The organism is Pararoseomonas sp. SCSIO 73927 (genome assembly GCF_037040815.1).
In the GTDB taxonomy this organism is placed as follows: domain Bacteria; phylum Pseudomonadota; class Alphaproteobacteria; order Acetobacterales; family Acetobacteraceae; genus Roseomonas.
In genome coordinates this window covers 4,555,439-4,579,011 of record NZ_CP146232.1, presented here as the reverse complement: position 1 = coordinate 4,579,011, position 23,573 = coordinate 4,555,439, and the positions used below count along the sequence as shown (strand labels likewise).

Genomic DNA, 23,573 nt, shown 5'->3' with positions numbered 1-23,573 from the left:
CCGGCGGACGTCGCGGTCGCGGCGCCCCTGCCGGACATCATGCCGCCCGTGCGCGCGCGGCGCGGCTTTCTCGGCTTCCTGCGCCGCAACCCCACCATCGCCTTCGGCGGCGGGCTGCTGCTGCTGATCGTGGCCATGGCGATCCTCGCGCCGCTGCTCTGGACGGTGGACCCGACCGCCCTGGCACCGGCCCGCCGCACGCGCGAGCCCTCGGCCATGTACTGGTTCGGCACGGACATGCTAGGGCGGGACGTCTACTCCCGCGTGGTCTATGGCGCGCGCGTCTCCCTCATCGTCGGCTTCTCGGTCGCCATCTGCGCCTCGGTCATCGGGCTGGCGATCGGCCTCTTCTCCGGCTTCATCCGCTGGGCGGACGCCATCATCATGCGGATCATGGACGGGCTGATGTCCATCCCCGCCATCCTGCTCGCCATCGCACTGATGGCGCTCACCCGCGGCAGCGTTGGGAACGTCATCCTGGCCATCACCGTCGCCGAGGTGCCGCGCGTGTCCCGCCTCGTCCGCGGCGTCGTGCTCTCCCTGCGTGAGCAGCCCTATGTCGATGCGGCGGTCGCCTCCGGCACCAGCACCTTCCGCATCGTCCTCCGCCACATCCTCCCCAACACCCTGGCCCCGATCATCGTGCAGGCCACCTACATCTGCGCCTCCGCCATGATCGCGGAGAGCATCCTCTCCTTCATCGGCGCGGGCACGCCGCCGATCATCCCCTCCTGGGGGAACATCATGGCGGAGGGGCGGGCGCTCTGGCAGGTGAAGCCCTACATCGTCTTCTTCCCCGCCATCTTCCTCTCCCTCACCGTGCTCGCCGTGAACCTGCTCGGCGACGGGCTGCGCGACTGGCTCGACCCGCGCATGGCGAAGAAGGTCTGACCCGGATGCCCGAAGCGCCCCTGCTCGAGGTCCGCGACCTCCAGACCCACTTCCGCACGCCGGACGGCATCAACCGCGCCGTCGACGGCCTCTCCTTCCACGTTAACGCCGGGGAGACGGTGGCGATCGTCGGGGAGTCCGGCTGCGGCAAGTCCGTCACCTCCATGTCCATCCTCCGCCTCCTGCCGGAGCCCCCTGGCAAGATCGCGGGCGAGGTCCGGTTCCAGGGCCGCGACCTGCTGAAGCTCTCGGACAAGGAGATGCGCGGCATCCGCGGCAACGACATCTCCATGATCTTCCAGGAGCCGATGACCTCGCTGAACCCCGTGCTGACGGTGGGCCGGCAGATCGGCGAGACGCTCCGCCTGCACCAGGGCCTGAACAAGGCCCAGGCCGAGGCGAAGGCGGTGGAGATGCTGAAGCTCGTCGGCATCCCCGCGCCGGAGCGGCGGGTGAGGGAGTACCCGCACCAGCTCTCGGGCGGCATGCGCCAGCGCGTGATGATCGCCATGGCCCTGGCCTGCAACCCGAAGCTCCTGATCGCGGACGAGCCGACCACGGCGCTGGACGTGACGATCCAGGCGCAGATCCTCGACCTGATGCGGGACCTGAAGCACCGCGTCGGCGCCGCGATCGTCCTCATCACCCACGACCTCGGCGTGGTGGCGGAGGTCGCGGAGCGCGTCATCGTCATGTATGCCGGCCGCAAGGTGGAGGAGGCGCCGGTCGCGGACCTCTTCGCCGCCCCCAAGCACCCCTACACCCAGGGCCTGCTCGGCGCCGTGCCGAAGCTCGGCTCCTCCCTGACGGGAGAGGAGACGAGGCTGGCAGAGATTCCCGGCCTCGTGCCCAGCCTGAAGCAGCGGATCGACTACTGCGTCTTCGCGAGCCGCTGCCCCAAGGCGACGGATCTCTGCCGCAGCGTCGCGCCCGCGCTGGAACCCAAGGCGCCCAACCACACCGCCGCCTGCCACTATGCCGAGAAGGAGCTGATGGTCGCATGAGCGCCACGCTCTCCACCACACCCACCACCGACAGCGCCGTCTCCCACGGCTCCGCACCCATGACCTCGGGCGGGGGACGGCCCCTTCTGCAGGTAGACGACCTGAAGAAGCACTTTCCCCTGCGCGGCGGGCTGCTCGGCGGCGTCACCGGCCATGTCTACGCCGTGGACGGCGTCTCCTTCGAGATCGCCAAGGGGGAGACCCTGTCGCTCGTCGGCGAGTCCGGCTGCGGCAAGTCCACCGTCGGCAAGGCCGTGCTGCGCCTTTTCGACGTCACCTCCGGCCAGGTGGTGCTGGACGGCACGCGGATCGACACCCTGCCGAACTCCTCCCTCAAGCCCATGCGCCGCCGCATGCAGGTGGTGTTCCAGGATCCCTTCTCCAGCCTCAACCCGCGAATGCGCGTGCGGGACATCCTGGCCGAGCCCATTCGGAACTTCGGGCTGGCCAGGGACAAGGCGGACCTCGACCGCCGGCTGAACGAGGTGATGGACACCGTCCGCCTCCCGCGCGATGCCATCACCCGCTGGCCGCATGAATTCTCCGGCGGGCAGCGCCAGCGCATCGGCATCGCGCGGGCGCTTGCCGCCGAGCCGGACCTGATCATCTGTGACGAGGCCGTCTCCGCGCTCGACGTCTCGGTCAAGGCGCAGATCGTAAACCTGCTGCAGGACCTGCAGCGCAAGCTCGGCCTCGCCCTGCTCTTCATCAGCCACGACCTGGCGATCGTGGAGCACATGACGCACCGCGTGGCCGTCATGTACCTCGGCAAGATTGTAGAGGTGGCGCCGCGCCGCTCCCTCTTCGCGGCGCCCCGCCACCCCTACACCCAGGCGCTGCTCTCCGCCGTGCCGGTGCCGCAGCCCGGCGCTGCCCGCAAGCGCATCGTGTTGCAGGGCGACGTGCCCAGCCCCATCAACCCGCCCAGCGGCTGCCGCTTCCACACCCGCTGCCCCTACGTCTTCGACCGCTGCCGGGTGGAGGAGCCCCTCCTCAAACCCACCGAGCCCGGCCACACCGCCGCCTGCCACCTCAACGACCTTCCGGCGGAGCGGAACCCGCTGCTACGGGACGCCGCGCCCCTGCACTGAGCCGGGCGCGTCCTGGCCAGGTCGCCTTACACCTGGGGCAGATCGCCTTGACGGACCCTGGGCGGCGCGCGACGTTCTGACCAGCGGTCGGCCGGTTCATGGCCGGCCCCAACGTCGCGGGGAGCCGAGCATGCCCAGTGTCAACCTGACGGTGAACGGCACCCCCCACACGCTGGACGTGGAGGGGCGGACTCTCCTGGTGGAGGTGCTGCGCGAGAGGCTGCGCCTGACCGGCACGCATGTCGGCTGCGACACCAGCCAGTGCGGTGCCTGCGTGGTGCACGTGGGCGGTGAGAGCGTGAAGTCCTGCACGGTCCTCGCCATGCAGGCGGATGGCGGTTCCGTGACGACGATCGAGGGCCTCGCCGCCGCCGACGGCGCGCTACATCCGATGCAGGAGGCCTTCCGCGAGTACCACGCCCTGCAATGCGGCTTCTGCACGCCGGGCATGGTGATGTCCGCGATCGACCTCGTGCAGAAGCACCCCGCGGGGCTGAGCGAGCACGAGATCCGGGAAGGGCTGGAGGGTAATCTCTGCCGCTGCACGGGCTACCACAACATCGTCCGCGCCATCGCCGCCGCGCAGGAGGTGATGCACGGCCGCGCCGCCTCCCTGGCGCCGGCGGAGGCCTGATCGCCATGTACGACTTCGCCTACCACAAGCCCGCCACCCTGGCCGAGGCCGTCGGCCTCCTCGCCGACCCCGAGGCGCGGCCCATCTCCGGCGGCCAGACCATCCTGCCCGCGCTGAAGCACCGGCTGGACCGGCCCGCCGCCCTCGTGGATCTCTCCGGCATCGCGGAGCTGCGCGGCATCCGGCGCGAGGGCGACCGGCTGGTGATCGGCGCCATGACGCGCCATCACGAAATCCAGACCAGCCCCGTCGTTCAGGCAGCGATCCCCGCCCTGGCCCGCATGGCCGGGATGCTCGGCGACACCCAGGTGCGGAACCGCGGCACCATGGGCGGCTCCCTCGCGAACAACGACCCGGCCGCCGACTACCCCGCCGCCGCGCTCGGGCTCGGCGCCACCCTCGTCACCAGCGGCTGCCGCCGGATCGGGGCGGACGAGTACTTCCTGGGCATGTTCACGACGGCGCTGGAGCCGGGCGAGCTGCTCGTCTCGATCGAGTTCCCGGTGCCGGAGAAGGCGGGCTACGCCAAGATGCGGAACCCGGCCTCGCGCTACGTCATGACGGGCGTGTTCCTCTCCCGCGGCCCTGCCGGCGTCCGGGTGGCGGTGAACGGCGCCGGGCCCGGCGTCTTCCGCCAGCCGGAGATGGAGGCGGCCCTCGCCGCGAACTGGTCGCCCGAAGCCCTGGCCGGCATCCGGCAGGACCCGGACGGGCTGAACGGCGACATCCACGGCAGCGCCGAGTACCGCGCCCACCTCGTCACCGTCATGGCCCGGCGCGCCGTTCTGGATGCCGGCTGAACCAGGCCCGGCCCCGGCGGAAGCCGGAGGCGGGGAGGGCAGGCACCTCGTCGTCATCGGCGCCGGCATCGTCGGCGCCTGCACGGCCCTGCACGCGCTGGACCGGGGCTTCGGGGTCACTCTCCTTGACCCGGGCGAGCCGGGCGGGGAGCAGGCGGCCTCTTACGGCAATGGTTGCTGGCTCTCCGTCATGTCCGTGCTGCCCCCGGCCGGGCCGGGGCTCTGGAAGAAGGTGCCGGGCTTCCTGGCGGACCCGCTCGGGCCGCTGGCCATCCGCTGGCGTTATCTTCCCCGCGTGCTGCCCTGGTTGCTGGCCTATCTCCGTTCCGGCTGGACCGAGGCGCGGGTGCTGGAGACGGCGCGGGCCCTCCGTATCCTGCTGGACGACGCCCCGGCCCTGCACGGGGCGCTGGCCGAGCGCGCCGGGGTGCGCGGCCTGATCCGGCGCGACGGGCTGATGTACGTCTATCCATCCCGCGCGGAGTACGAGGCCGAGGCGATGGGCTTCCGCATCCGCCGGCAGCTCGGCCTCAACTGGCAGGAGATCGGACCGGAGAGGATGCGGCAGCTTCAGCCCGACCTCGCGCCGCGCTACGGCTTCGGCGCCCTGTTCGAGGAGGGCGGCCACTGCACCGATCCCGGCGCCTACGTTGCCGCCCTGGTGCGGCAGGCCGTGGCGGAGGGCGCCACGATCCGCCGTGCCGGCGCCACCGGCCTTCGGATCGAAGGCGGGAAGTTGAAGGCCGTGACGACAGGAGGGGGCGAGATCCCCGCCGACCGCGCCGTGATCTGCGCCGGCGCCCGGTCCCGCCCGCTCGCCGCCGCGGCCGGCTCCCGCGTGCCGCTGGAGACGGAGCGGGGCTACCACGCCGTGGTGCTGGGCGCGGAGGCGGGGCCGCGCATCCCCGTCATGCCCTCGGACGGCAAGATGGGCATCACCATGACCGCGGCCGGGCTGCGCGCCTCCGGCCAGGTGGAGATCGCGGGCCTCGGGGCCGCGCCGGACTGGCGGCGGGCGGAGATCCTGCGCGACCACCTTCTGCGCACCTTCCCCGGCCTGCCGCGGGAGTTGCCGCCGGACCGCCTGCGCTTCTGGATGGGCCACCGCCCCTCCATGCCGGACGGGCTTCCCTGCCTCGGTCCGTCGGCCGCCACGCCGGACGTGGTGCTGGCCTTCGGGCACGGCCATGTCGGGCTGGTGGCCGGGGCGCGGAGCGGGGAGATGGCCGCTGCCCTGGCCGCCGGGAAGGCCCCGTCGATCGCGCCCGAACCTTTCGATCCCCGACGATTCGGCTAGCATTCCTGGTCGGCCCATGCCAGCATGACGATACCGGTCCTGCATCCCGTCGGGCCGATCTATGCGGATAGTGAGATACAGTGTTCCCCGAGAATGAATCCCAGGGTGGCACCGGGCCCGTTGAGGCTGAGGTGAAGTGGTACAACGGCCGCAAGGGTTTCGGCTTCGTGCTCGGGCCCGACGGACAGGACGTTTTCTTCCACGCATCGGCAATGGCTGAGGCCGGCATCCAGTCGGCCGACACGGGCGACAAGCTCGTCTGCGAGATCGGCACGGACCGTCAGGGGCGCCGCCTGGTGACCCGCATCGTGGAGCTGAAGCCCGGCCCGGGCGGCGGCGCCGGCGGTGGCGGTGGCTTCGGGGATCGTCCGCCGCGTCGTGATTTCGGTGGTGGCGGCGGTGGCTTCGGGGATCGCCCGCCGCGCCGTGACTTCGGCGGTGGCGGCTTCGGGGACCGTCCGCCGCGTCGTGACTTCGGTGGTGGCGGCGGCGGCTTCGGGGATCGTCCGCCGCGCCGCGAGTTCGGCGGTGGTGGCGGCTTCGGCGGTGGTGGCGGCGGCTTCGGCGCCCCGCGCCGCGAGTTCGGCGGTGGCGGCGGCGACCGCCCGCCGCGCCGCGACTTCGGCCGTGACGAGGGCGGCCCGACCTACGCCGTGAACGGCACCGTGAAGTGGTTCGACCAGGTCCGCGGCTTCGGCTTCGTGACCCCCGACGATGGCGGCCAGGACGTGTTCCTGCACTCCTCCGTCCTCCAGCGCGCCGGCGTGCAGGACGTGCAGCAGGGCCAGAAGGTGGCGCTGGACGTGCGGGACGGCCAGCGCGGCCGCCAGGCCGTGCAGTACAAGGGCGAGTGATCGGGGCACACCCGTCAATCGTCCGTTAAGGTGATGGAAGGCCCCGGCCCAGTGCCGGGGCCTTCTGATTCCGGGGCTCCCCTGTTCCGAGCCGCCAGGACGGGCCGGCCGCGGAATGAAGGGCCCGGGCCGTTAGCCCTTCCTTCACGCCTCCGAGTCACTCTTCTCCTGAGGGCGGATGACCCGCCAACGCGAAGGGAAGACCCCGATGGCGATGAACTCGGTCAACACGAACCTCGGCGCGCAGGTCGCGCTGCAGTCGATGAACCGCACCAACGACATGCTGAACGCGACGCAAAAGCGCATCTCAACGGGCTACCGCGTCTCCGACGCGAAGGATGACGGCGCGGCCTTCGCCGTGGCCCAGAGCGTGCGGGCGGACATCGCCGGCCTCACCTCCGCCAATGAGCAGATGGGCAGCGTCCAGGGCATCCTGGACACGACGCTGGCCGGCCTGAACAAGGTCTCGGAATCCATGACGGAGCTCCGCGGCGTGCTGGTGAAGCTCGCCGACGGTACCCTCTCGGACAGCCAGCGCTCCCAGTACCAGTCGCAGTACGAGTCCATCCGCACCCAGGTGCAGAACTTCGTCACGGACGCCACCTATAACGGCCGGACCCTGCTCACCACCTCCACGGCCGCGGGCGGGGGTGACATCGCCACGACCCGCAACGAGCGGGCGACGCTCTACACCCTGACGGCGGTCGAGGGCGCGAGCACCCTGGTGGTCGCCGCGGCGCCGACGGACGCGGCCGGCGCCGCCTCGGCCCTCGCGGCCACTGGAGATTTCACGACCACCATGTCGGCTGTGAACACGGCCCTGAACACCTTCGGCAACGCCTCGAACTATCTCGAGAACCAGATGAGCTACAACAAGGAGAAGCTCGACTCCCTGAACACCGGCCTCGGCTCCCTCATCGATGCCGACTTGGCGAAGGAGAGTGCGGCGCTCCAGGCCCTGCAGATCAAGCAGCAGCTCGGCACCCAGGCCCTGGGCATCGCCAACCAGTCGCCCCAGGGCCTGCTCAGCCTCTTCCGGGGCTGACCCCGATGGAAGCGGCCAGGCCGAATGCCTATCCTCTCTCCTGAAAAGGGAGGATGGGCAGGATGGCCGGGCTGGAACAGAACGGGGCGTGCATCGTCGGTTGGGCGCACACGCCCTTCGGCCGGCTGGAGGACTCGCCGGACGCGGAGGCGCTGATCGGGCGCGTCGCCCGTGCCGCGATCGAGGATGCCGGGATTTCGTCAACCGAGGTGGACGCGATCTACATTGGCCACTTCAACGGCGGGTTCCAGAAGCAGGACTTCCCCTCCTCCCTGGTGCTGCAATCCTTGCCGGAGCTGCGCTTCAGGCCCGCGACCCGGCTCGAGAACGCCTGCGCCACCGGTTCCGCCGCGATCCACGGCGCGAAGGACTTCCTGGCCGCCGGCCGGGGCCGCTTCGCCCTGGTGATCGGGGTTGAGAAGATGACGGCCATCCCCGGCGCCGCGGTCGGGGACGTGCTGCTGGGCTGCGCCTACCGCAAGGAGGAGGGCGAGATCCCCGCGGGCTTCGCCGGCGTCTTCGCCCGGATCGCGGAAGCCTATTTCCAGCGCCACGGCGACCAATCCGATGCCCTGGCGGCGATCGCGGCCAAGAACCATCGCAACGGGGTGGACAATCCCTACGCCCAGATGCGGAAGGACCTCGGCTACGAGTTCTGCCGCCAGGAGAGCGAGCGCAACCCGATCGTCGCCGGCCCGCTGAAGCGCACGGATTGCAGCCTCGTCTCGGACGGCGCGGCGGCCCTGGTGCTGACGGACGCGGAAACGGCCGCGACGCTGGGCAAGGCGATCCGCTTCCGCGCGGCGGTGCAGGTGAACGACCTGATGCCGATCTCCGCCCGCGACGTGATCCGCTTCGAGGGCGCGCGAGAGGCTTGGAGCCGCGCCTACGAGGCCGCCGGGATCGGCGTCTCCGACCTCTCCTTCGCCGAGGTGCACGACTGCTTCACCATCGCCGAGCTCATCGACTACGAGGCGATGGGGCTGGTGCCGGAAGGGCAGGGGGCCCGCGCCGTGCTGGAGGGCATGGTGGCGAAAGACGGAAAGCTGCCCGTGAACGCCTCCGGCGGCCTGAAGTCGAAGGGCCACCCGATCGGGGCCACGGGCGTCTCCATGCACGTGCTCTCCGCCATGCAGCTGGCGGGGGAGGCGGGGGCGATGCAGGTGCCCGGGGCCACGATCGGCGGCGTCTTCAACATGGGCGGCGCCGCCGTGGCGAACTACGTCTCCATCCTGGAGAGGCTTCGCTGAGAGCTTCAGCCCTCGGTGTGCTCGCGCCCCTCGCCACCCCGGAACAGCGCCTCGATCTCCTCCAGCGTCAGCTGGGACATGACCTTGTCGTCGTCGATGGAGGAAATGTCGGCCAGCGGGATGTAGTGATGGGGCCCGTCGGCGCTGCCGGCGCGGGTCAGCTTGATCCGGCCGGCATCCAGGTCGTCCACGGTGCCCACGTGGCGGCCGCCGCAGTCCACCACCGGCATGTGCTCCCGGATCAGCGTCGTATCGACCATGGGGGCGTCCTCTTCCTTCCCGTGCCGGCGGATAACGGCGGCACCTGGCCGGGGATGCGCCGGTGAGCGGCGGGCGGCAGCCTCTCCTCATCGGGTCGGAGATTTATCGCGGGTCCACCTATGGCCCGAAACACCCGCTGGCCATCCAGCGCGTGCCCGCCACGCTGGACCTGATCCGCGCCCTCGGCTGGCTGGACCCGCAACGCTACCTGGACAGCCCTCGCGCCACCCCGGCCCAGTTGGAGCGTTTCCACACGGCGGAGTACGTCGCGGCCCTTCAGCGGGCTGAGGTGGAGGGCTCGGTACCGGCGGAGGTGCGGGAGCGTCATCACCTCGGCGCGCACGGCAATCCGATCTACCGCGAGGTCTTCCGCCGCCCCGCCACGGGCGCCGGGGGCGCCATCCTGGCCGCGCGGCTCACCTTCAACGGCGGTGTCGTCCACGTTCCCGGCGCCGGCACGCACCACGCCATGCCGGACCGGGCCTCGGGCTTCTGCTACATCAACGATCCCGTGCTCGGCCTGCTCGAGTGGCTGGATCTCGGCCTGGCGAACATCCTCTACGTCGACATCGACGCCCATCACGGCGACGGGGTGGAACACGCCTTCCGCGACGATCCCCGGGTGTTCACCCTGTCCGTCCACGAGGCTGGGCGCTGGCCCTTCACCGGGCGGCTGGAGGACCGGGCGGGCGGCCACGCCCGCAACATCCCGGTGCCGCAGGGCTTCAACGACACGGAGATGGCGCATGTGCTGCGCCACGCCATCCTCCCGGTTTTTCGCCGTCTCCGGCCGCAGGCGGTGATGCTCCAGTGTGGCGCGGACGCGCTGGAGGAGGACCCTCTGGCCCGGCTCTCCCTCTCCAACAACAGCCACCTTGCCGTGGTCCGCGCCGTAATGGCGGAGGCGCCGCGCCTGATCGTGACCGGCGGGGGCGGCTACAACCCCTGGACCGTGGCGCGGTGCTGGGCGGCCGTCTGGGGCGCGCTCAACGGTTATCCCATGCCGGACCGGCTGCCCCCTGCGGCGGAAGCGGTCCTGAGGGCACTGAGATGGGACCGCGCCGCCGGGCGAAATCCCCCGGAGCACTGGTTCACCACCATCGCCGACGCCCCGCGCCCCGGCCCGCTCCGCGACGAGGTGGTGCGCGCCTGCGCGGCGGTGCTGGAGGATCTGCCACTAACCGAGACTGCCGGGTGAGACCCCGACGAACACGCGCGACTCACCTCCGATCGTCTCAGCCATCGCCGCCGAGGTGCGGCGGGCCGCCTGCGTCAATATCCTGCCCGGCCACGAGCGCACCACCGATGGGCGGGCCGGATCGAGGAGGCAGGGGAGGGCGCCCTCATCTCGGAGGCCACCCACCTCCGCTTGAAGGCGTTGCGGGCGCGCAGCCGCGCCTGTCACGCCGATTGAACGCCCTGCATTGTCGCCCTCCCGGTCGCGGAGGGCGATGCCGACGACCTCGCCCGGCCAAGGTCTAGGACGGGATCAGGATGCTGACGGCCGCCTGCGCCGCGATCCCCTCCTCCCGCCCGGGGAAGCCCAGCCGTTCCGTCGTGGTCGCCTTCACCGAGATCCGGTCCTCCGGCACGCCCAGCAGCTCCGCAACCCTGGCGATCATCGCCGGCGCGTGAGGCGTGATCTTCGGCCGCTCGCAGATCAGGGTCACGTCCGCGTTCGCCAGCACCCCGCCCCGCGCCGCGATCCGCCCGGCGGCGTGGATCAGGAACCTCGTGCTATCCGCGTCCTTCCACTGCATCTGGCTCGGCGGGAAGTGCCGGCCGATATCGCCCTCGGCCAACGCGCCGTAGATCGCGTCGCAGAGCGCGTGCAGCCCCACATCGGCATCCGAGTGCCCGTCCAGCCCCATGGTGTGCGGCACCTCGACCCCGCAGAGGAAGAGCCTGCGCCCCTCCACGAGCCGGTGGACGTCGAAGCCGGTGCCCACGCGCGGCAGGAAGCGCGGCAGCATCGCCGCCTCCACTCGCTCGACGTCGCCGGGATAGGTGATCTTCACATTGTCCTCCGATCCGGGAACGAGGCGCACGGCGCGGCCCGCCGCTTCCAGCAGGGATGCGTCGTCGGTGGCCCCCTCCGCCGCCGCGCGGTGCAGGTCAAGAAGAAGGGGGAAGCGGAAGCCCTGCGGCGTCTGCGCCCGGTGCAGCCCCTCGCGCGGCACGGTGCGGGAAATAACGCCGCCCTCGCCCAGCTTCAGCGTATCGGCCACGGGCTGGGCGGGGATGGCGCCCTCCGCGTCCGCCAGCGCCGCCACGATCGCGGCGACGGTTCCCGCCGGCACCACCGGCCGGGCGGCGTCGTGCACCAGCACCAGTTCCGGCGGCTCGGCCGCCAGCGCCTCCAGCCCCGCCCGCACGCTCGCCTGCCGCGTGGCGCCGCCCGCCACGGCGGGGCGGGCGGGCAGCCCCGCCAGGATCCGGTCCACGCGCCCGCGCTCGGCCTCGGCGCAGACGGGCTGGAGCATGTCCACCAGGCCGTCCCGCAGCAGCGCCTCCGCTGCGTGGCGCAGCACGGGCCTGCCGAGCAGCGGCAGGAACTGCTTGGAATCCGGCGTTCCCAGCCGCTCACCCCGACCGGCCGCCATCAGCAACGCCGCCACCCGCATCCCGCAAACCCCTGCCATAGGCGGCGGAACCTAATGCGGCGCGGCCCGGGGGGAAATCGCCCGCAGCCTGAATCCTGCATCGCAGCATGGACACCACGCGATGGTGCTTGACCGGCCACCTGCCCGGTTGATAGGCAGATGCCCATGCCGACAACATCACGCATCGGAGAGGTTGCCCAACCGAGCGGCAGCCCGCGGCTGCGGCCGATCGTCCTTGGGGACATCCGGATCGAGCGCCCCGTGATCCTCGCCCCCATGTCGGGCGTGACCGACCTGCCGTTCCGCCAGCTCTCCCGCCGCCACGGCACGCCGATGGTGGTGAGCGAGATGATCGCCAGCCAGGCCATGGTGCGGGAGAACCGCCAGACCCTGAAGATGGCGGAGGTGGACGGCTTCGGCGGTCCCGCCAGCGTCCAGCTTGCCGGCTGCGAGCCGGAGGTGATGGCCGAGGCCGCGCGCCTCGCCGTGGACCACGGTGCCGCGCTGGTGGACATCAACTTCGGCTGCCCCGTGAAGAAGGTGGCGATCGGCCAGCAGGCCGGCAGCGCCCTGATGCGGGACGAGATCAAGGCGGCCCGCATCCTGGAGGCGACGGTGAAGGCCGTCTCCGTTCCCGTCACGCTGAAGATGCGGATGGGCTGGGACCATAGCAGCCTCAACGCCCCCAACCTCGCCCGCATCGCGCAGGAGTGCGGTATCCGGATGGTCACGGTCCACGGCCGCACCCGCCAGATGCTCTACACCGGCACGGCGGACTGGGCTTTCGTCGCCAAGGTGAAGGCCGCCGTCGCGATCCCCGTGATCGTCAACGGCGACATCCTCGGCCCGCAGGACGCCGAGGAGGCACTGCGACAGTCCGGCGCGGACGGCGTGATGATCGGCCGCGGCGCCTATGGCCGCCCCTGGCTGGCGGGCATGGTGGCGGAGTACCTCGCCACCGGCATGGCGCCCGAGGCCCCCTCGCTGGAGGCCCAGTACGCCATGCTGATGGAGCACTACGCCGCCATGCTCCATCACCACGGCACCGATCCCGGCCTGCGCCTCGCCCGCAAGCACATCGCCTGGTACTCGCGCGGCCTGCCCGGCAGCGCCGAGTTCCGTGTGCGCATCAACGGCGCCGACACCGTGGAGGCCGCGCTTGCGGCCATCGAATCCTTCTACCGCCCGCTGATCGAGGCCGGGGTCGAGGGCGTGCGGGAAGGGTTCCGCGACGCCGGCCGGGAGGCCGGAGACGACGCCGCGCTGGCGGCCTGAGGAGGCGCGGAGTGCCGGATAGCCTGAACCCGATCGCCGCACTCGACCTGCCCGGCACCGCGCAGCTCCTGTCCGCCCTGCCGGTTCCGGTGGTGCTGCTGGACGAGCGGGAGCGCTTTCGTTTCGCCAACCCGGCCGCCGAGACCTTCCTGGGCCTCTCCTCTGCAAGCCTCGCCCAGATGCACCTGACGGACCTGCTGCCGGAGGATTCACGCCTGCCGGCCCTGGTTCGACAGGTCCGCGCCGCCGATGCCCCGATCTCCGACCACGACCTCGTCCTCCACTCCCCCCGCATCCACCGGGAAGGGGTAGCCGCCCATGGCGCGCCGCTGCCGGAGATGCCCGGCGCGGTCGTTCTGACCCTGCAGGACGGCTCCACCGCCCAAAAGCTGGACCGCCAGATGAATTTCCGCGGCGCCGCCCGGGGCGCCAGCGCCATGGCCGCCATGCTGGCGCATGAGGTGAAGAACCCGCTCTCCGGCATCCGCGGCGCCGCCCAGCTGCTGGAACAGGCGGCCTCCGAGGAGGACCGGGAGCTCTGCGTCCTCATCCAGGACGAGGCGGACCGCATCCGCGACCTGGTGGAGCGGATGGACATGTTCTCCGAGCGCCCGCTGGAGCGGGAGGCGGTGAACATCCACGAGGTGCTGGACCATGTCCGCCGGATCGCCGGCACCGGCTTCGCCGCCCATCTCCGCATCCAGCAGGAGTACGATCCCTCCCTGCCGCCCGTCTGGGGCAACCGGGATCAGCTCGTGCAGGTGCTGCTGAACCTCGTGAAGAACGCGGCCGAGGCGGTGGACCCGCGGGAAGGCGAGATCGTCCTGACCACCGCCTACCGCCACGGCGTCCGCCTCGCCATCCCCGGCTCGCGGGAGCGGGTGCACCTGCCGTTGGAGGTGACGGTACGGGACAACGGGCCGGGCATCGACGACGAGGTCCGCGCCAGTCTCTTCGACGCCTTCATCACCACCAAGCGCGGCGGGCAGGGGCTCGGCCTCGCCCTGGTCGCAAAGCTGGTGGCGGACCATGGCGGGCTGATCGAGTGCGAGAGCCGCCCCGGCCGCACCGTCTTCCGCCTCTCCCTCGCCAAGCCGCCCGCCAACGCCCCCCAGGGCCAGAAGCCGTCGCAAGGCCGCGCGCGGGTCCGCCAGACCGCCTGAACCTCCTCTTCCCAGAAGAAGAATGACCGAACGCACCATCCTCATCGCGGACGATGACCGCGCCATCCGCACCGTCCTCGCCCAGGCCCTCGGCCGGGCGGGCTACAACGTGCGCGCGACCTCCTCTGCCGCCACGCTGTGGCGCTGGGTGGAGGACGGGGAGGGCGACCTCGTCATTACCGACGTGGTGATGCCGGACGAGAACGGGCTGGACCTGGTGCCGCGCATCCGCCGCGTGCGCCCGGAGCTGCGCGTGGTGGTCATGAGCGCGCAATCCACCTTCGCCACCGCGCTGAAGGCCGCCCAGCGCGGCGCCTTCGACTACCTGCCCAAGCCCTTCGACCTGAAGGACCTGATCTCCCTCGTCCAGCGCGCCCTGGCCGCCCCGGCCGCCGTGCCGGAGGGCGAGGAGGAGGGGACGGAGGAGGAGCGCCTTCCCCTCGTCGGCCGCTCCGCCGCGATGCAGGAAATCTACCGCACCGTCGCCCGGCTCACGACGACCGACCTGACGGTGATGATCACCGGTGAGAGCGGCACGGGGAAGGAGCTCGTCGCCCGCGCCCTGCACGACTACTCCCGCCGCCGCTCCGGGAGCTTCGTGGCCGTGAACATGGCCGCCATCCCGCGCGACCTGATCGAGGCGGAGCTGTTCGGGCATGAGCGCGGCGCCTTCACCGGCGCCATGGCGCGCGGCGTCGGCCGCTTCGAGCAGGCCGCCGGCGGCACCCTGTTCCTCGACGAGATCGGCGACATGCCGCCCGAGGCCCAGACCCGCCTGCTGCGCGTGCTGCAGGAGGGCGAGTTCACCACCGTCGGCGGCCGCTCCCCCATCAAGGCGAACGTGCGGATCGTCGCCGCCACCCACCGGGACCTTCGGCAGGCCATCCGCGCCGGCGTATTCCGCGAGGACCTGTTCTACCGCCTGAACGTGGTGCCCATTCGGCTGCCACCCCTCCGCGAGCGCGCCGAGGACATCCCGCTGCTCGCCCGCCACTTCCTCGACCGCGCCAAGGCCGCCGGCCTGCCCGCCAAGTCGCTGGACAACGACGCGGTGGAGCGACTGAAGGCGCATCCCTGGCCCGGCAACGCGCGGGAGCTGGAGAACCTGATGCGGCGCCTCGCCGCCCTCTACCCGCAGGAGGTGATCGGCGAGGACGCGGTGGCGGCCGAGCTCTCCGAGGCCGAGCCCGCCCCCGGTACCCCCGCCGCGACGGCCGCGCCCGAGACGCTGGAGCAGGCGGTGGAGCGCCACCTCGCCACCTTCATGAGCGCCCACCGCGACGGCATGCCCGTGCGCGACCTGTATGAGCGCGTTCTGGCGGAGGTGGAGCGCCCGCTGCTCCGCCTGGCACTCGCCAATACCCGCGGTAACCAGATCAAGGCCGCCGCCATGCTCGGCCTGAACCGCAACACGCTGCGCAAGAAGATCCGGGAGCTGGAGCTGCCGGTGGTGCGCGGCCTCTCGTGACGCCGCGCGCGTGAGGGGGGATCCGCGCCGGCCCAGGGGCGTCACCCGCCGCTTGGCGGACCGGCTGCTGGGCCGGGTGATGACGCTCGCCCTTGCCCTCGGGGCGCTCGCGGTCGGCATCGCTTCCTTCGCAGTCCTGGCCGGCGGCAGCCCCTTCGGCGAGGTGACGCCGGGGCAGACTGCCGGCCTCGTCCTGGTCAACGCCGCCTTCGTGCTGCTGCTCGCGGCCAGCCTTGCCGGCCGCCTCGTCCGCGTCTGGGCGGAGCGCAGGCGCGGCAGCGCGGGATCGCGCCTGCACGTCCGCCTCGTCCTCCTCCTCGGCGGGGTCGCTGTCGTGCCGGCCATGCTGGTGGCCGTCTTCGCCACGGTGTTCTTCCAGCTCGGCATCCAGGCCTGGTTCTCCGACAAGGTCCGGGACACGCTGGAGGCCAGCCTCGTCGCCTCCCGCGCCTACCTGGACGAGAACCGCAACACGATCCGCGCCGACGCGCTGTCGATGGCGGCGGACCTGAACCGCGCCGCGCCGATGCTGCCGGACAACACGCTGGGATTCAGCCAGGTGTTGGCCACCCACACCGCGCTGCGCGGCCTTACCGAGGCCTCAGTCTTCGAGCCGGTGCTGGGGCGCGTCATCGCCAATGCCGGGCTCGGCACCACCCTGGTGGTGGAGCCGCCGCCGGCCTGGGCCATGGAGATCGCCCGCCAGGGCGACGTCGCCGTCCTCCAAGCGGAGGGGGAGGAGGGGCGCGTGCGCGGCCTCATCGCGCTCGATATCGAGCCGGGGCTGATGCTCATCATCGGCCGCCCGCTCGACCCCTCCATCATCGAGCACATGCAGCGCACCGAGCTGGCCTTCCAGGAGTACAACCAGCTCGACCAGAACCGGTCCGGCCTGCAGATCACCTTCGTGATGATCTTCGCCATCGCGACGCTGCTGGTGCTGTTGGCCGCGGTGCTGATCGGCCTCGTCATGGCGAACCAGATTGCCCGGCCCATCTCCCGCCTCATCAACGCCGCCGAGCGGGTGAGGGGGGGCGACCTCTCCGTGCGGGTGGAGGAGGGGCGTCCGGACGACGAGGTCGGCTCGCTCTCCCGCGCCTTCAACCGCATGACGAACCAGCTCGCGGCCCAGCGGAGCGAGCTGCTGGAGGCCTATCGCCAGCTGGACGACCGCCGCCGCTTCACGGAGAGCGTGCTGGCCGGCGTCTCGGCCGGCGTGATCGGGCTGGACGCCGCCGGCCGCATCAACCTGCCGAACCGCCCGGCGAGCGAGCTGCTGGGCCAGGACCTCGAGGCCGCGATCGGCCAGCCGCTCTCGGAGGTGGCACCGGACTTCCGCGGCATCCTCGCCGCCGCCGCCGCGATGCCGGAGAAGCCGCGGACGGAGGAGATCCCGATCATGGGCCCCTCCGGCCGCCGTACCCTTCTGGCGCGGATCGGGGCGGAGTTCGACGCGGGCGGACTCTCCGGCTACGTGCTGACCTTCGACGACATCACCGCCCTCCTCTCGGCCCAGCGCATGGCGGCCTGGGCCGACGTGGCGCGGCGCATCGCCCACGAGATCAAGAACCCGCTCACCCCCATCCAGCTCTCGGCGGAGCGGCTGAAGCGCCGCTACCTGAAGCAGATCACCGACGACCCCGACACCTTCCGCGCGTGCACGGACACCATCGTGCGGCAGGTCGGCGACATCGGCCGCATGGTGGACGAGTTCTCCGCCTTCGCCCGCATGCCGCAGCCCGTTATTCGCCCGGAGAACCCCGCCCAGCTGGTGCGGGAGGCGCTGGTGCTGCAGCGGGACGCCCATCCCGGCATCGCGTACGAGTTCCGCGCAGCGGAAGGGCCCGTCTCGGTCCGCTGCGACCGCCGCCTGATCAACCAGGCGCTGACCAACCTTCTCCAGAACGCCGCGGACGCGATCGCCATGCGACCGGAGGGGGAGGCGGGCGGCCGGGTGACGGTGGAGATGGTCCCGGTCCCCGGCTGGCTTCACGTCTCCGTGGAGGACAACGGCATCGGGCTGCCGGGGGACGGGGAGCGGGACCGGCTCACGGAACCGTATGTGACCCACAAGGCCAAGGGCACCGGCCTTGGGCTTGCCATCGTGAAGAAGATCATGGAGGACCATGGCGGCGGGCTGGCGCTCGCGGACGGGACGGATGGGGGAGCCCGGGCCACCCTGACCCTGCCCCTGGACGAGGCGCCCCCGAAGGACACCGCGGAGCCGGACGGATTGCCCCAGGGTATGCAGGAACAGGGAACGGAGATGCTGCGCCATGGCGCATGACATCCTGATCGTGGACGACGAGCCGGACATCCGTGCCCTGATCGACGGCGTTCTGGCCGACGAGGGCTACGAGGTGCGGCAGGCGGCCAACAGCGATCAGGCGCTGACCGCCTTCCGGCAGAAGCGCCCGAGCATGGTCATCCTCGACATCTGGTTGCAGAATTCCCGGCTGGACGGCCTCGGCATCCTCGAGGCGCTGCACCGCGAGGAGCCGCGCGTGCCGGTGGTGATGATCTCCGGCCACGGCACCATCGAGACGGCGGTCCAGGCCATCCAGCAGGGCGCCTACGACTTCATCGAGAAGCCCTTCAAGTCGGACCGGCTGCTGCTCATCGTCGCCCGCGCGCTGGAGGCGGCGCGCCTCAAGCGCGAGAACAGCGAGCTGAAGCTCCGCAGCGGCTCGGAGACCGAGCTGGTCGGCACCTCCTCCCTCGTCACGGGCATCCGGGGCGCGATCGAGAAGGTGGCGCCCACTGGCTCGCGGGTGCTCATCACCGGTCCTGCCGGCTCCGGCAAGGAAGTGGCGGCGCGGATGATCCACGCCCGCTCCCGCCGCGCCGACGAGCCTTTCGTCGCGCTGAACTGCGCCACCCTGAACCCCGCCCGCTTCGAGGAGGAGCTGTTCGGGGTAGAGGGCGGTGCCGACCCGACCACCCAGCCCCGCCGCCAGGGCGTGCTGGAGCGCGCCCATGGCGGCACGCTGCTGCTGGACGAGGTGGCGGACATGCCCCTGGAGACCCAGGGCAAGATCGTCCGCGCCCTGCAGGAGCAAGGGTTCGAGCGGATCGGCGGCGCGACGCGGGTGAAGGTGGACGTGCGGGTGACCGCCACGACCAACCGCGACCTCTCGGCGGAGATCGCGGCGGGCAAGTTCCGCGAGGACCTCTACTACCGCCTCGCCGTCGTCCCCATCCGCATGCCCTCCCTTCGGGAGCGGCGGGAGGACGTGCCGGCCCTGGCGCGCCACTTCATGGCGAAGTCGGCTGACAACTCCGGCGTGCCCCCGCGCGAGATCAGCGAGGACGCGATGGCGGCGATGCAGGCCTATGACTGGCCGGGCAACGTGCGCCAGCTGCGGAATCTCGTGGACTGGCTCCTCATCATGGCCCCGGGCGGCCCCGCCGACCCGATCCGGCCGGAGATGCTGCCCCCCGAGGTCGGTTCCTCCGCCCCCGCCATGCTGAAGCTGGACCGTTCCAGCGAGATCATGACCCTGCCGCTCCGGGACGCGCGCGAGCTCTTCGAGCGGCAGTACCTGGAGGCCCAGCTCCTCCGCTTCGGCGGGAACATCAGCCGCACGGCCAACTTCGTGGGCATGGAGCGCTCGGCCCTGCACCGGAAGCTGAAGTTTCTGGGCGTGCAGGCGGAGGACCGGGCGAACGCCTGATCCCCGCCCCGCGGCTCTGGCCAGGGCTCCGCGCCGGGAGTAGGGCTGGGGGCTCTTCTCTCCGGCTCGAAGGGTTGTCCGTGTCCCGCATCGCCTACGTGAACGGGCGCTACGTCGCCCAGCGCGACGCCTGCGTGAACATCGAGGACCGCGGCTACCAGCTCGGCGACGGCATCTACGAGGTGGTGCAGATCCACGCCGGCCGCTTCCTCGACGAGGAGCTGCACCTGGCCCGGCTCGAGCGCTCCCTCCGCGAAATCCGCATCGACATGCCCATGCCGCTGGCGACGCTGAGGCTGGTGCTGCGCGAGGTGGTCCGGCGCAACCGCATCACAGCGGACGGGCTCGTCTATATGCAGGTCGGCCGGGGAGTCGCCCGGCGCGATCACGCCTTCCCGAAGGTTGCGCCCCCCGTCAGCCTCGTCGTCACGGCCCGCCGCGCCCCCGCCTATCCCGAGACCATCGAGGGCTGGAACACCGCCGCCATCACCCACCCCGACCACCGCTGGGCCCGGCGCGACATCAAGAGCATCAACCTCCTGGCCAACGTCCTCGCGCGCCAGGCCGCGAGGGAGGCCGGGGCAGGGGAGGCGATCCTCTTCGACCCCGCCACGCGCGTGGTGACCGAGGGCGCCGCGACGAGCTTCTGGGCCGTGGACGAGGCGGGGGTGCTCCGCATCCCGCCACTCGGCCACGCCATCCTCCCGGGCTGCACCCGCGCGGCCCTGCTGGCGGAGATGGCGGAGCACGGGCTGCGGGCCGAGGAGCGCCCCGTCTCTCTGGAGGAGCTGTCGCGGGCGCAGGAGGCCTTCATCACCTCCGCCGGCTCCTTCGTGAAGCCCGTCCTTTCCATCGACGGCAGGCCCGTCGGTGACGGCACCCCCGGCCCGGTCACCCGCCGCCTCTTCGACATCTTCGCCCGCCACGCGAAGGGCGCGCCGCGCAACGCCGCATGACCCGTCCCTCCGCGATCATCTGGGACTGGGACAACACCCTGGCCGATGGCTGGCCCGCCATCCGCGCCGGCCTCAACGCCGCCTTCCGCGACGCCGGCCTGCCGGAATGGACCCTTGAGGAGGTGAAGGAGCGCGTCCGGAAATCCCTGCGCGACAGCTTTCCCGGCATCTTCGGCGACCGCTGGGAGCACGCGCGGGACATCTTCTACGCCGCCGTCCGGGCCACCCACCTGGAGGTGCTGCGCCCCATGCCTGGCGCCGAGGCAGCGCTGCGCGGGGCCGCGCGGATCGCGCCCATGGCGGTCCTCTCCAACAAGGGCGGCTCCCTGCTTCGGGCGGAGGCGGACCATCTCGGCTGGACGCCGCTGTTCTGTGCCCTCGTCGGCGCGGGCGACTGCGCGGCGGACAAGCCTGACCCGATCCCCATGCGCGTCGCCTGCGCCGCCTGCGGCGTCACGCCCGGCGCCTCGGTCTGGTACGTCGGCGACAACGCCCTGGACATGGACGCCGCCCGCCGCGCCGGCCTCCTTCCCGTGCTGCTCGGCGACGCGGCGCATGATGGCGGCCCCGCCGCGGCGGCCCCCGCGTTGCACTTCCTCACCGCCGCGCAGATGACGGATGCGCTATCCGCGCTGGACAAGGCGGCCGCCGCCGGGTGAGTCTGCCTGTCCCGACAGGGGCGAGGATGCGCGCCCCAGCGGGGCGGGGCGGCCACGGGCCGGCCCGCGAAGAAAAGCCGCATCCGTGCCGCCACGGCCCCTCGATGGAGGGGGCCAGGCGACCTTAAAGAAGAAGGACATCAGCCAATGGCTGCCGAGAAGTCCCAGAACGTGCAGGACGTGTTCCTGAACCATGTTCGCAAGAGCAAGACCCCCGTCACCGTCTTCCTGGTGAACGGCGTGAAGCTGCAGGGCATCATCACCTGGTTCGACAACTTCTCGGTGCTGCTGCGCCGTGACGGGCACACCCAGCTCGTCTACAAGCACGCGATCAGCACCGTGATGCCGGGCGCCCCGATCATGCTGTTCGACGCGGCCTCTGCCGGCGCGGGCGCCGGTCCCGCTGCCCCGCAGCCCACCCAGGGCGGTGCCCCGGTCCGGGAGACCACCATGACCCTCACGCCGCGCGAGCCGAGCCCTGTCGGAAGCCACGACTAACCGGGCGGCGGGGCCGACCCCCGCCGCCGTCATTCTTCCCTGGGAGCGCCCCCCGAGCCTTGTGGAGCGGGGGATCACCGATGGCCGCGGCGCCACCCGCGCCGCCGATGCGCGGCTCGGGGAGGCGGTCGGGCTGGCCGCCTCCATCGGCGTCGCCATCGTCCACACCGCGATCTTCCCGCTCCGCGCCCGCCGCCCCAGCACCCTGCTGGGCGAGGGCCAGGTGGAGACCGCCCGCGCCGCCATGGCGGAGCAGGGGGTGCAGGTCGCCGTGGTGGACGCAGCCCTCAGCCCTGTCCAGCAGCGCAACCTGGAGCGCGCCTGGGGCTGCAAGGTCATCGACCGCACCGGCCTGATCCTGGAGATCTTCGGGGAGCGCGCGCGCACGAAGGAGGGCTCGCTGCAGGTCGAGCTCGCCCACCTCTCCTACCAGCGCACCCGCCTCGTCCGCTCCTGGACCCACCTGGAGCGCCAGCGCGGCGGCTTCGGCTTCCTTGGCGGCCCCGGTGAGTCGCAGATCGAGATCGACCGCCGCCTCATCGACGAGCGCCTGGTGAAGCTGAAGAAGGAGCTGGAACAGGTGCGCCGCACCCGCGGCCTGCACCGCAAGGCCCGCACCAAGGTGCCGTTCCCCGTCGTGGCGCTGGTCGGTTACACCAATGCCGGCAAGTCCACCCTGTTCAATGCCCTGACCGGCGCCGGCGTCTACGCCCAGGACCAGCTCTTTGCCACGCTGGACCCGACCATGCGGGCCATCCGCCTGACCTCCGGCCGCACCGTCATCCTCTCCGACACGGTGGGCTTTATCTCGGAACTGCCGACCCAGCTGGTGGAGGCCTTCCGCGCCACGCTGGAGGAGGTGGCGGCCGCCGACATCATCCTCCACGTCCGCGACGTGGCCCACCCCGACAGCGCCGCGCAGCGCGCCGATGTCCTGGAGGTCCTGAACGACCTCGCCTCCGGCCCCGATGCCGCGCTGGACGAGGCCTGGGAAGGCCGGGTGATCGAGGTCCTGAACAAGACCGACCTGCTGGAGGAGCCGCCCCCGCCGCTGCCCGGAGCCGTCGCGGTCTCCGCCCTGACCGGCGAGGGGCTGGAGACGCTCCGCCTGGGGCTGGACGAGTGCCTGGCGGCCGGCATGGTGATGGAGCACCTCACCCTCGCGCCGGAGGACGGCGCGGGCCTCGCCTGGCTCTACCAGCACGGTGAGGTGGTGGAGCGGAACGACGCCGAGGACGGCATCCACCTCTCCGTCCGCCTCTCCCCGGCGAACCGCGCCCGCTTCGCGGGAATGGAAGGGCACGGCGTGGAATGACCCGCTTCGACGCCGCCGCCCTGGCAGAGGTGGACGCGGTCCTGCGCGCCGCCTCCCGGGCCGAGATCCTGCCCCGCTACCGGCGTCTCGCCGCCTCCGACATCCGCACCAAGTCCGGCCCGCTGGACATGGTGACGGACGCGGATGAGGGCGCGGAACGCGTGATCACGGCCGCGCTGGAGAAGCGCTTCCCCGGCTGCCTCGTGGTAGGGGAGGAAGCCTGCGCTGCCGATCCCGCCCTGTCGTCCCGCCTGGCCGACGCGCCGCTCGCCTTCGTGGTGGACCCGGTGGACGGCACCGCGAACTTCGCCGCCGGCATGGCGATCTTCGGCTGCATGGCCGCTGCCTTCGTTGAGGGCCGCGTGGTCGCCGCCTGGATCCACGATCCCGTCGGCGCGGACACGCTGATCGCGGCGGAAGGCGAGGGGGCCTGGATCACCGGCGAGGACGGACGCCGCGGCCCCGCGCTGCGCGTGGCGCCCCCGGTGCCGGTAGGTCTCATGACCGGCTGCATTTCCTACGGCTATCTGCAGGAGCCGCAGAAGAGCCACGTCGCCTCCCGCCTGCCCCGACTCGCCAAGACCTGGCAGCTCGGCTGCGCCGCCCACGAGTACCGGCTGCTGGCGAGCGCCCACATCCATGTCTCGCTCTACAACCGGCTCATGCCCTGGGACCACGCGCCGGGCTGGCTCATCCACCGGGAGACAGGGGGCTACGCCGCCCATTTCGACGGCACGCCCTATCTTCCCGCCACGGACCGCGCCGGCGGCCTGATCTGTGCGCCGGACCGCGCGAGCTGGGAGGAGGCGAGGGCGGCCCTGCTGGGAGACTAGCA

The 23,573-nt window shown here is 71.8% G+C and carries 22 protein-coding genes; 20 read left to right on the top strand and 2 right to left on the bottom strand.

Features of this window, described 5'->3' with window-relative positions:
* Positions 1-39 precede the first annotated feature (39 nt).
* The 9 genes from VQH23_RS21690 to VQH23_RS21650 all read left to right on the top strand — a co-directional run bounded on the left by VQH23_RS21690 (position 40) and on the right by VQH23_RS21650 (position 8,866).
* Positions 40-891, top strand: a complete 852-nt coding sequence (locus tag VQH23_RS21690) for an ABC transporter permease (protein WP_338666141.1) — start codon at positions 40-42, stop codon at positions 889-891.
* 5 nt (positions 892-896) lie between these two features.
* The gene (locus VQH23_RS21685) at positions 897-1,895 is read left to right on the top strand and encodes an ABC transporter ATP-binding protein (protein WP_338662747.1); all 999 of its coding nucleotides are present in this window, start codon (positions 897-899) and stop codon (positions 1,893-1,895) included.
* Positions 1,892-2,986: an oligopeptide/dipeptide ABC transporter ATP-binding protein gene (locus VQH23_RS21680; protein WP_338662746.1), complete on the top strand. Its 1,095-nt coding sequence runs from the start codon at positions 1,892-1,894 to the stop codon at positions 2,984-2,986. The genes VQH23_RS21685 and VQH23_RS21680 overlap by 4 nt, the downstream gene beginning before the upstream one ends.
* A 130-nt stretch (positions 2,987-3,116) precedes the next feature.
* Positions 3,117-3,620: a (2Fe-2S)-binding protein gene (locus VQH23_RS21675; protein WP_338662745.1), complete on the top strand. Its 504-nt coding sequence runs from the start codon at positions 3,117-3,119 to the stop codon at positions 3,618-3,620.
* A gap of 5 nt (positions 3,621-3,625) precedes the next feature.
* Positions 3,626-4,420, top strand: a complete 795-nt coding sequence (locus VQH23_RS21670) for a xanthine dehydrogenase family protein subunit M (protein ID WP_338662744.1) — start codon at positions 3,626-3,628, stop codon at positions 4,418-4,420.
* On the top strand, positions 4,410-5,717 hold the full coding sequence (locus VQH23_RS21665) for an FAD-binding oxidoreductase (RefSeq protein WP_338662743.1): 1,308 nt from the start codon (positions 4,410-4,412) through the stop codon (positions 5,715-5,717). Before VQH23_RS21670 ends, VQH23_RS21665 begins: the two co-directional genes overlap by 11 nt.
* An 80-nt stretch (positions 5,718-5,797) precedes the next feature.
* The gene (locus VQH23_RS21660) at positions 5,798-6,571 is read left to right on the top strand and encodes a cold shock domain-containing protein (protein ID WP_338662742.1); all 774 of its coding nucleotides are present in this window, start codon (positions 5,798-5,800) and stop codon (positions 6,569-6,571) included.
* Between the two features lie 208 nt (positions 6,572-6,779).
* The gene (locus tag VQH23_RS21655; RefSeq protein ID WP_338662741.1) at positions 6,780-7,616 is read left to right on the top strand and encodes a flagellin; all 837 of its coding nucleotides are present in this window, start codon (positions 6,780-6,782) and stop codon (positions 7,614-7,616) included.
* A 62-nt stretch (positions 7,617-7,678) separates the two neighbouring features.
* Positions 7,679-8,866: an acetyl-CoA acetyltransferase gene (locus VQH23_RS21650; protein ID WP_338662740.1), complete on the top strand. Its 1,188-nt coding sequence runs from the start codon at positions 7,679-7,681 to the stop codon at positions 8,864-8,866.
* A 5-nt stretch (positions 8,867-8,871) separates the two neighbouring features.
* Here VQH23_RS21650 and VQH23_RS21645 read toward each other — a convergent pair whose 3' ends face one another.
* Positions 8,872-9,126, bottom strand: a complete 255-nt coding sequence (locus VQH23_RS21645) for a DUF2171 domain-containing protein (protein WP_338662739.1) — start codon at positions 9,124-9,126, stop codon at positions 8,872-8,874.
* Positions 9,127-9,188: 62 nt separating this feature from the next.
* Between VQH23_RS21645 and VQH23_RS21640 the strand changes: the two genes are divergently transcribed.
* Complete coding sequence (locus VQH23_RS21640; RefSeq protein ID WP_338662738.1) at positions 9,189-10,325, top strand: acetoin utilization protein AcuC; 1,137 nt, start codon at positions 9,189-9,191, stop codon at positions 10,323-10,325.
* A gap of 280 nt (positions 10,326-10,605) precedes the next feature.
* Here VQH23_RS21640 and ispD read toward each other — a convergent pair whose 3' ends face one another.
* Positions 10,606-11,751, bottom strand: coding sequence for a 2-C-methyl-D-erythritol 4-phosphate cytidylyltransferase (gene ispD / locus VQH23_RS21635; protein ID WP_338666140.1), 1,146 nt, complete (start codon positions 11,749-11,751; stop codon positions 10,606-10,608).
* 144 nt (positions 11,752-11,895) lie between these two features.
* On the opposite strand from ispD, the gene dusB reads away from it, so the two are divergent.
* From dusB to VQH23_RS21585, 10 genes are all read left to right on the top strand, one after another.
* The gene (gene dusB / locus VQH23_RS21630) at positions 11,896-13,005 is read left to right on the top strand and encodes a tRNA dihydrouridine synthase DusB (RefSeq protein ID WP_338662737.1); all 1,110 of its coding nucleotides are present in this window, start codon (positions 11,896-11,898) and stop codon (positions 13,003-13,005) included.
* Positions 13,006-13,016: 11 nt separating this feature from the next.
* Complete coding sequence (locus tag VQH23_RS21625; protein WP_338662736.1) at positions 13,017-14,168, top strand: ATP-binding protein; 1,152 nt, start codon at positions 13,017-13,019, stop codon at positions 14,166-14,168.
* Positions 14,169-14,190: 22 nt separating this feature from the next.
* Complete coding sequence (gene ntrC / locus VQH23_RS21620) at positions 14,191-15,636, top strand: nitrogen regulation protein NR(I) (protein ID WP_338662735.1); 1,446 nt, start codon at positions 14,191-14,193, stop codon at positions 15,634-15,636.
* A gap of 79 nt (positions 15,637-15,715) precedes the next feature.
* Positions 15,716-17,923 carry a PAS domain-containing sensor histidine kinase gene (locus VQH23_RS21615; RefSeq protein WP_338666139.1) on the top strand — a complete coding sequence of 736 codons (2,208 nt, stop codon included), beginning with the start codon at positions 15,716-15,718 and terminating at the stop codon, positions 17,921-17,923.
* The gene (locus VQH23_RS21610; protein ID WP_338662734.1) at positions 17,913-19,310 is read left to right on the top strand and encodes a sigma-54 dependent transcriptional regulator; all 1,398 of its coding nucleotides are present in this window, start codon (positions 17,913-17,915) and stop codon (positions 19,308-19,310) included. The genes VQH23_RS21615 and VQH23_RS21610 overlap by 11 nt, the downstream gene beginning before the upstream one ends.
* 80 nt (positions 19,311-19,390) lie before the next feature.
* On the top strand, positions 19,391-20,266 hold the full coding sequence (locus VQH23_RS21605) for a D-amino-acid transaminase (RefSeq protein ID WP_338662733.1): 876 nt from the start codon (positions 19,391-19,393) through the stop codon (positions 20,264-20,266).
* Entirely contained in the window at positions 20,263-20,925 is a 663-nt protein-coding gene (locus VQH23_RS21600; protein ID WP_338662732.1) for an HAD family hydrolase, read from the top strand. The genes VQH23_RS21605 and VQH23_RS21600 overlap by 4 nt, the downstream gene beginning before the upstream one ends.
* Positions 20,926-21,072: 147 nt before the next feature.
* Complete coding sequence (hfq, locus tag VQH23_RS21595; RefSeq protein WP_338662731.1) at positions 21,073-21,423, top strand: RNA chaperone Hfq; 351 nt, start codon at positions 21,073-21,075, stop codon at positions 21,421-21,423.
* Positions 21,404-22,738: a GTPase HflX gene (gene hflX / locus VQH23_RS21590; RefSeq protein WP_408904352.1), complete on the top strand. Its 1,335-nt coding sequence runs from the start codon at positions 21,404-21,406 to the stop codon at positions 22,736-22,738. The genes hfq and hflX overlap by 20 nt, the downstream gene beginning before the upstream one ends.
* Positions 22,735-23,571: an inositol monophosphatase family protein gene (locus tag VQH23_RS21585; protein WP_338662729.1), complete on the top strand. Its 837-nt coding sequence runs from the start codon at positions 22,735-22,737 to the stop codon at positions 23,569-23,571. Before hflX ends, VQH23_RS21585 begins: the two co-directional genes overlap by 4 nt.
* Positions 23,572-23,573 lie beyond the last annotated feature (2 nt).

Bases quoted from the DNA above. Each gene is read 5' to 3' on its own strand.
- VQH23_RS21690 (WP_338666141.1), top strand. From the start codon at position 40: ATGCCGCCCGTGCGCGCGCGGCGCGGCTTTCTCGGCTTCCTGCGCCGC.
- VQH23_RS21685 (WP_338662747.1), top strand. From the start codon at position 897: ATGCCCGAAGCGCCCCTGCTCGAGGTCCGCGACCTCCAGACCCACTTC.
- VQH23_RS21680 (WP_338662746.1), top strand. From the start codon at position 1,892: ATGAGCGCCACGCTCTCCACCACACCCACCACCGACAGCGCCGTCTCC.
- VQH23_RS21675 (WP_338662745.1), top strand. From the start codon at position 3,117: ATGCCCAGTGTCAACCTGACGGTGAACGGCACCCCCCACACGCTGGAC.
- VQH23_RS21670 (WP_338662744.1), top strand. From the start codon at position 3,626: ATGTACGACTTCGCCTACCACAAGCCCGCCACCCTGGCCGAGGCCGTC.
- VQH23_RS21665 (WP_338662743.1), top strand. From the start codon at position 4,410: ATGCCGGCTGAACCAGGCCCGGCCCCGGCGGAAGCCGGAGGCGGGGAG.
- VQH23_RS21655 (WP_338662741.1), top strand. From the start codon at position 6,780: ATGGCGATGAACTCGGTCAACACGAACCTCGGCGCGCAGGTCGCGCTG.
- VQH23_RS21650 (WP_338662740.1), top strand. From the start codon at position 7,679: ATGGCCGGGCTGGAACAGAACGGGGCGTGCATCGTCGGTTGGGCGCAC.
- VQH23_RS21645 (WP_338662739.1), bottom strand. From the start codon at position 9,126: ATGGTCGATACGACGCTGATCCGGGAGCACATGCCGGTGGTGGACTGC.
- ispD (WP_338666140.1), bottom strand. From the start codon at position 11,751: ATGCGGGTGGCGGCGTTGCTGATGGCGGCCGGTCGGGGTGAGCGGCTG.
- dusB (WP_338662737.1), top strand. From the start codon at position 11,896: ATGCCGACAACATCACGCATCGGAGAGGTTGCCCAACCGAGCGGCAGC.
- ntrC (WP_338662735.1), top strand. From the start codon at position 14,191: ATGACCGAACGCACCATCCTCATCGCGGACGATGACCGCGCCATCCGC.
- VQH23_RS21615 (WP_338666139.1), top strand. From the start codon at position 15,716: ATGACGCTCGCCCTTGCCCTCGGGGCGCTCGCGGTCGGCATCGCTTCC.
- VQH23_RS21610 (WP_338662734.1), top strand. From the start codon at position 17,913: ATGGCGCATGACATCCTGATCGTGGACGACGAGCCGGACATCCGTGCC.
- VQH23_RS21600 (WP_338662732.1), top strand. From the start codon at position 20,263: ATGACCCGTCCCTCCGCGATCATCTGGGACTGGGACAACACCCTGGCC.
- hfq (WP_338662731.1), top strand. From the start codon at position 21,073: ATGGCTGCCGAGAAGTCCCAGAACGTGCAGGACGTGTTCCTGAACCAT.
- VQH23_RS21585 (WP_338662729.1), top strand. From the start codon at position 22,735: ATGACCCGCTTCGACGCCGCCGCCCTGGCAGAGGTGGACGCGGTCCTG.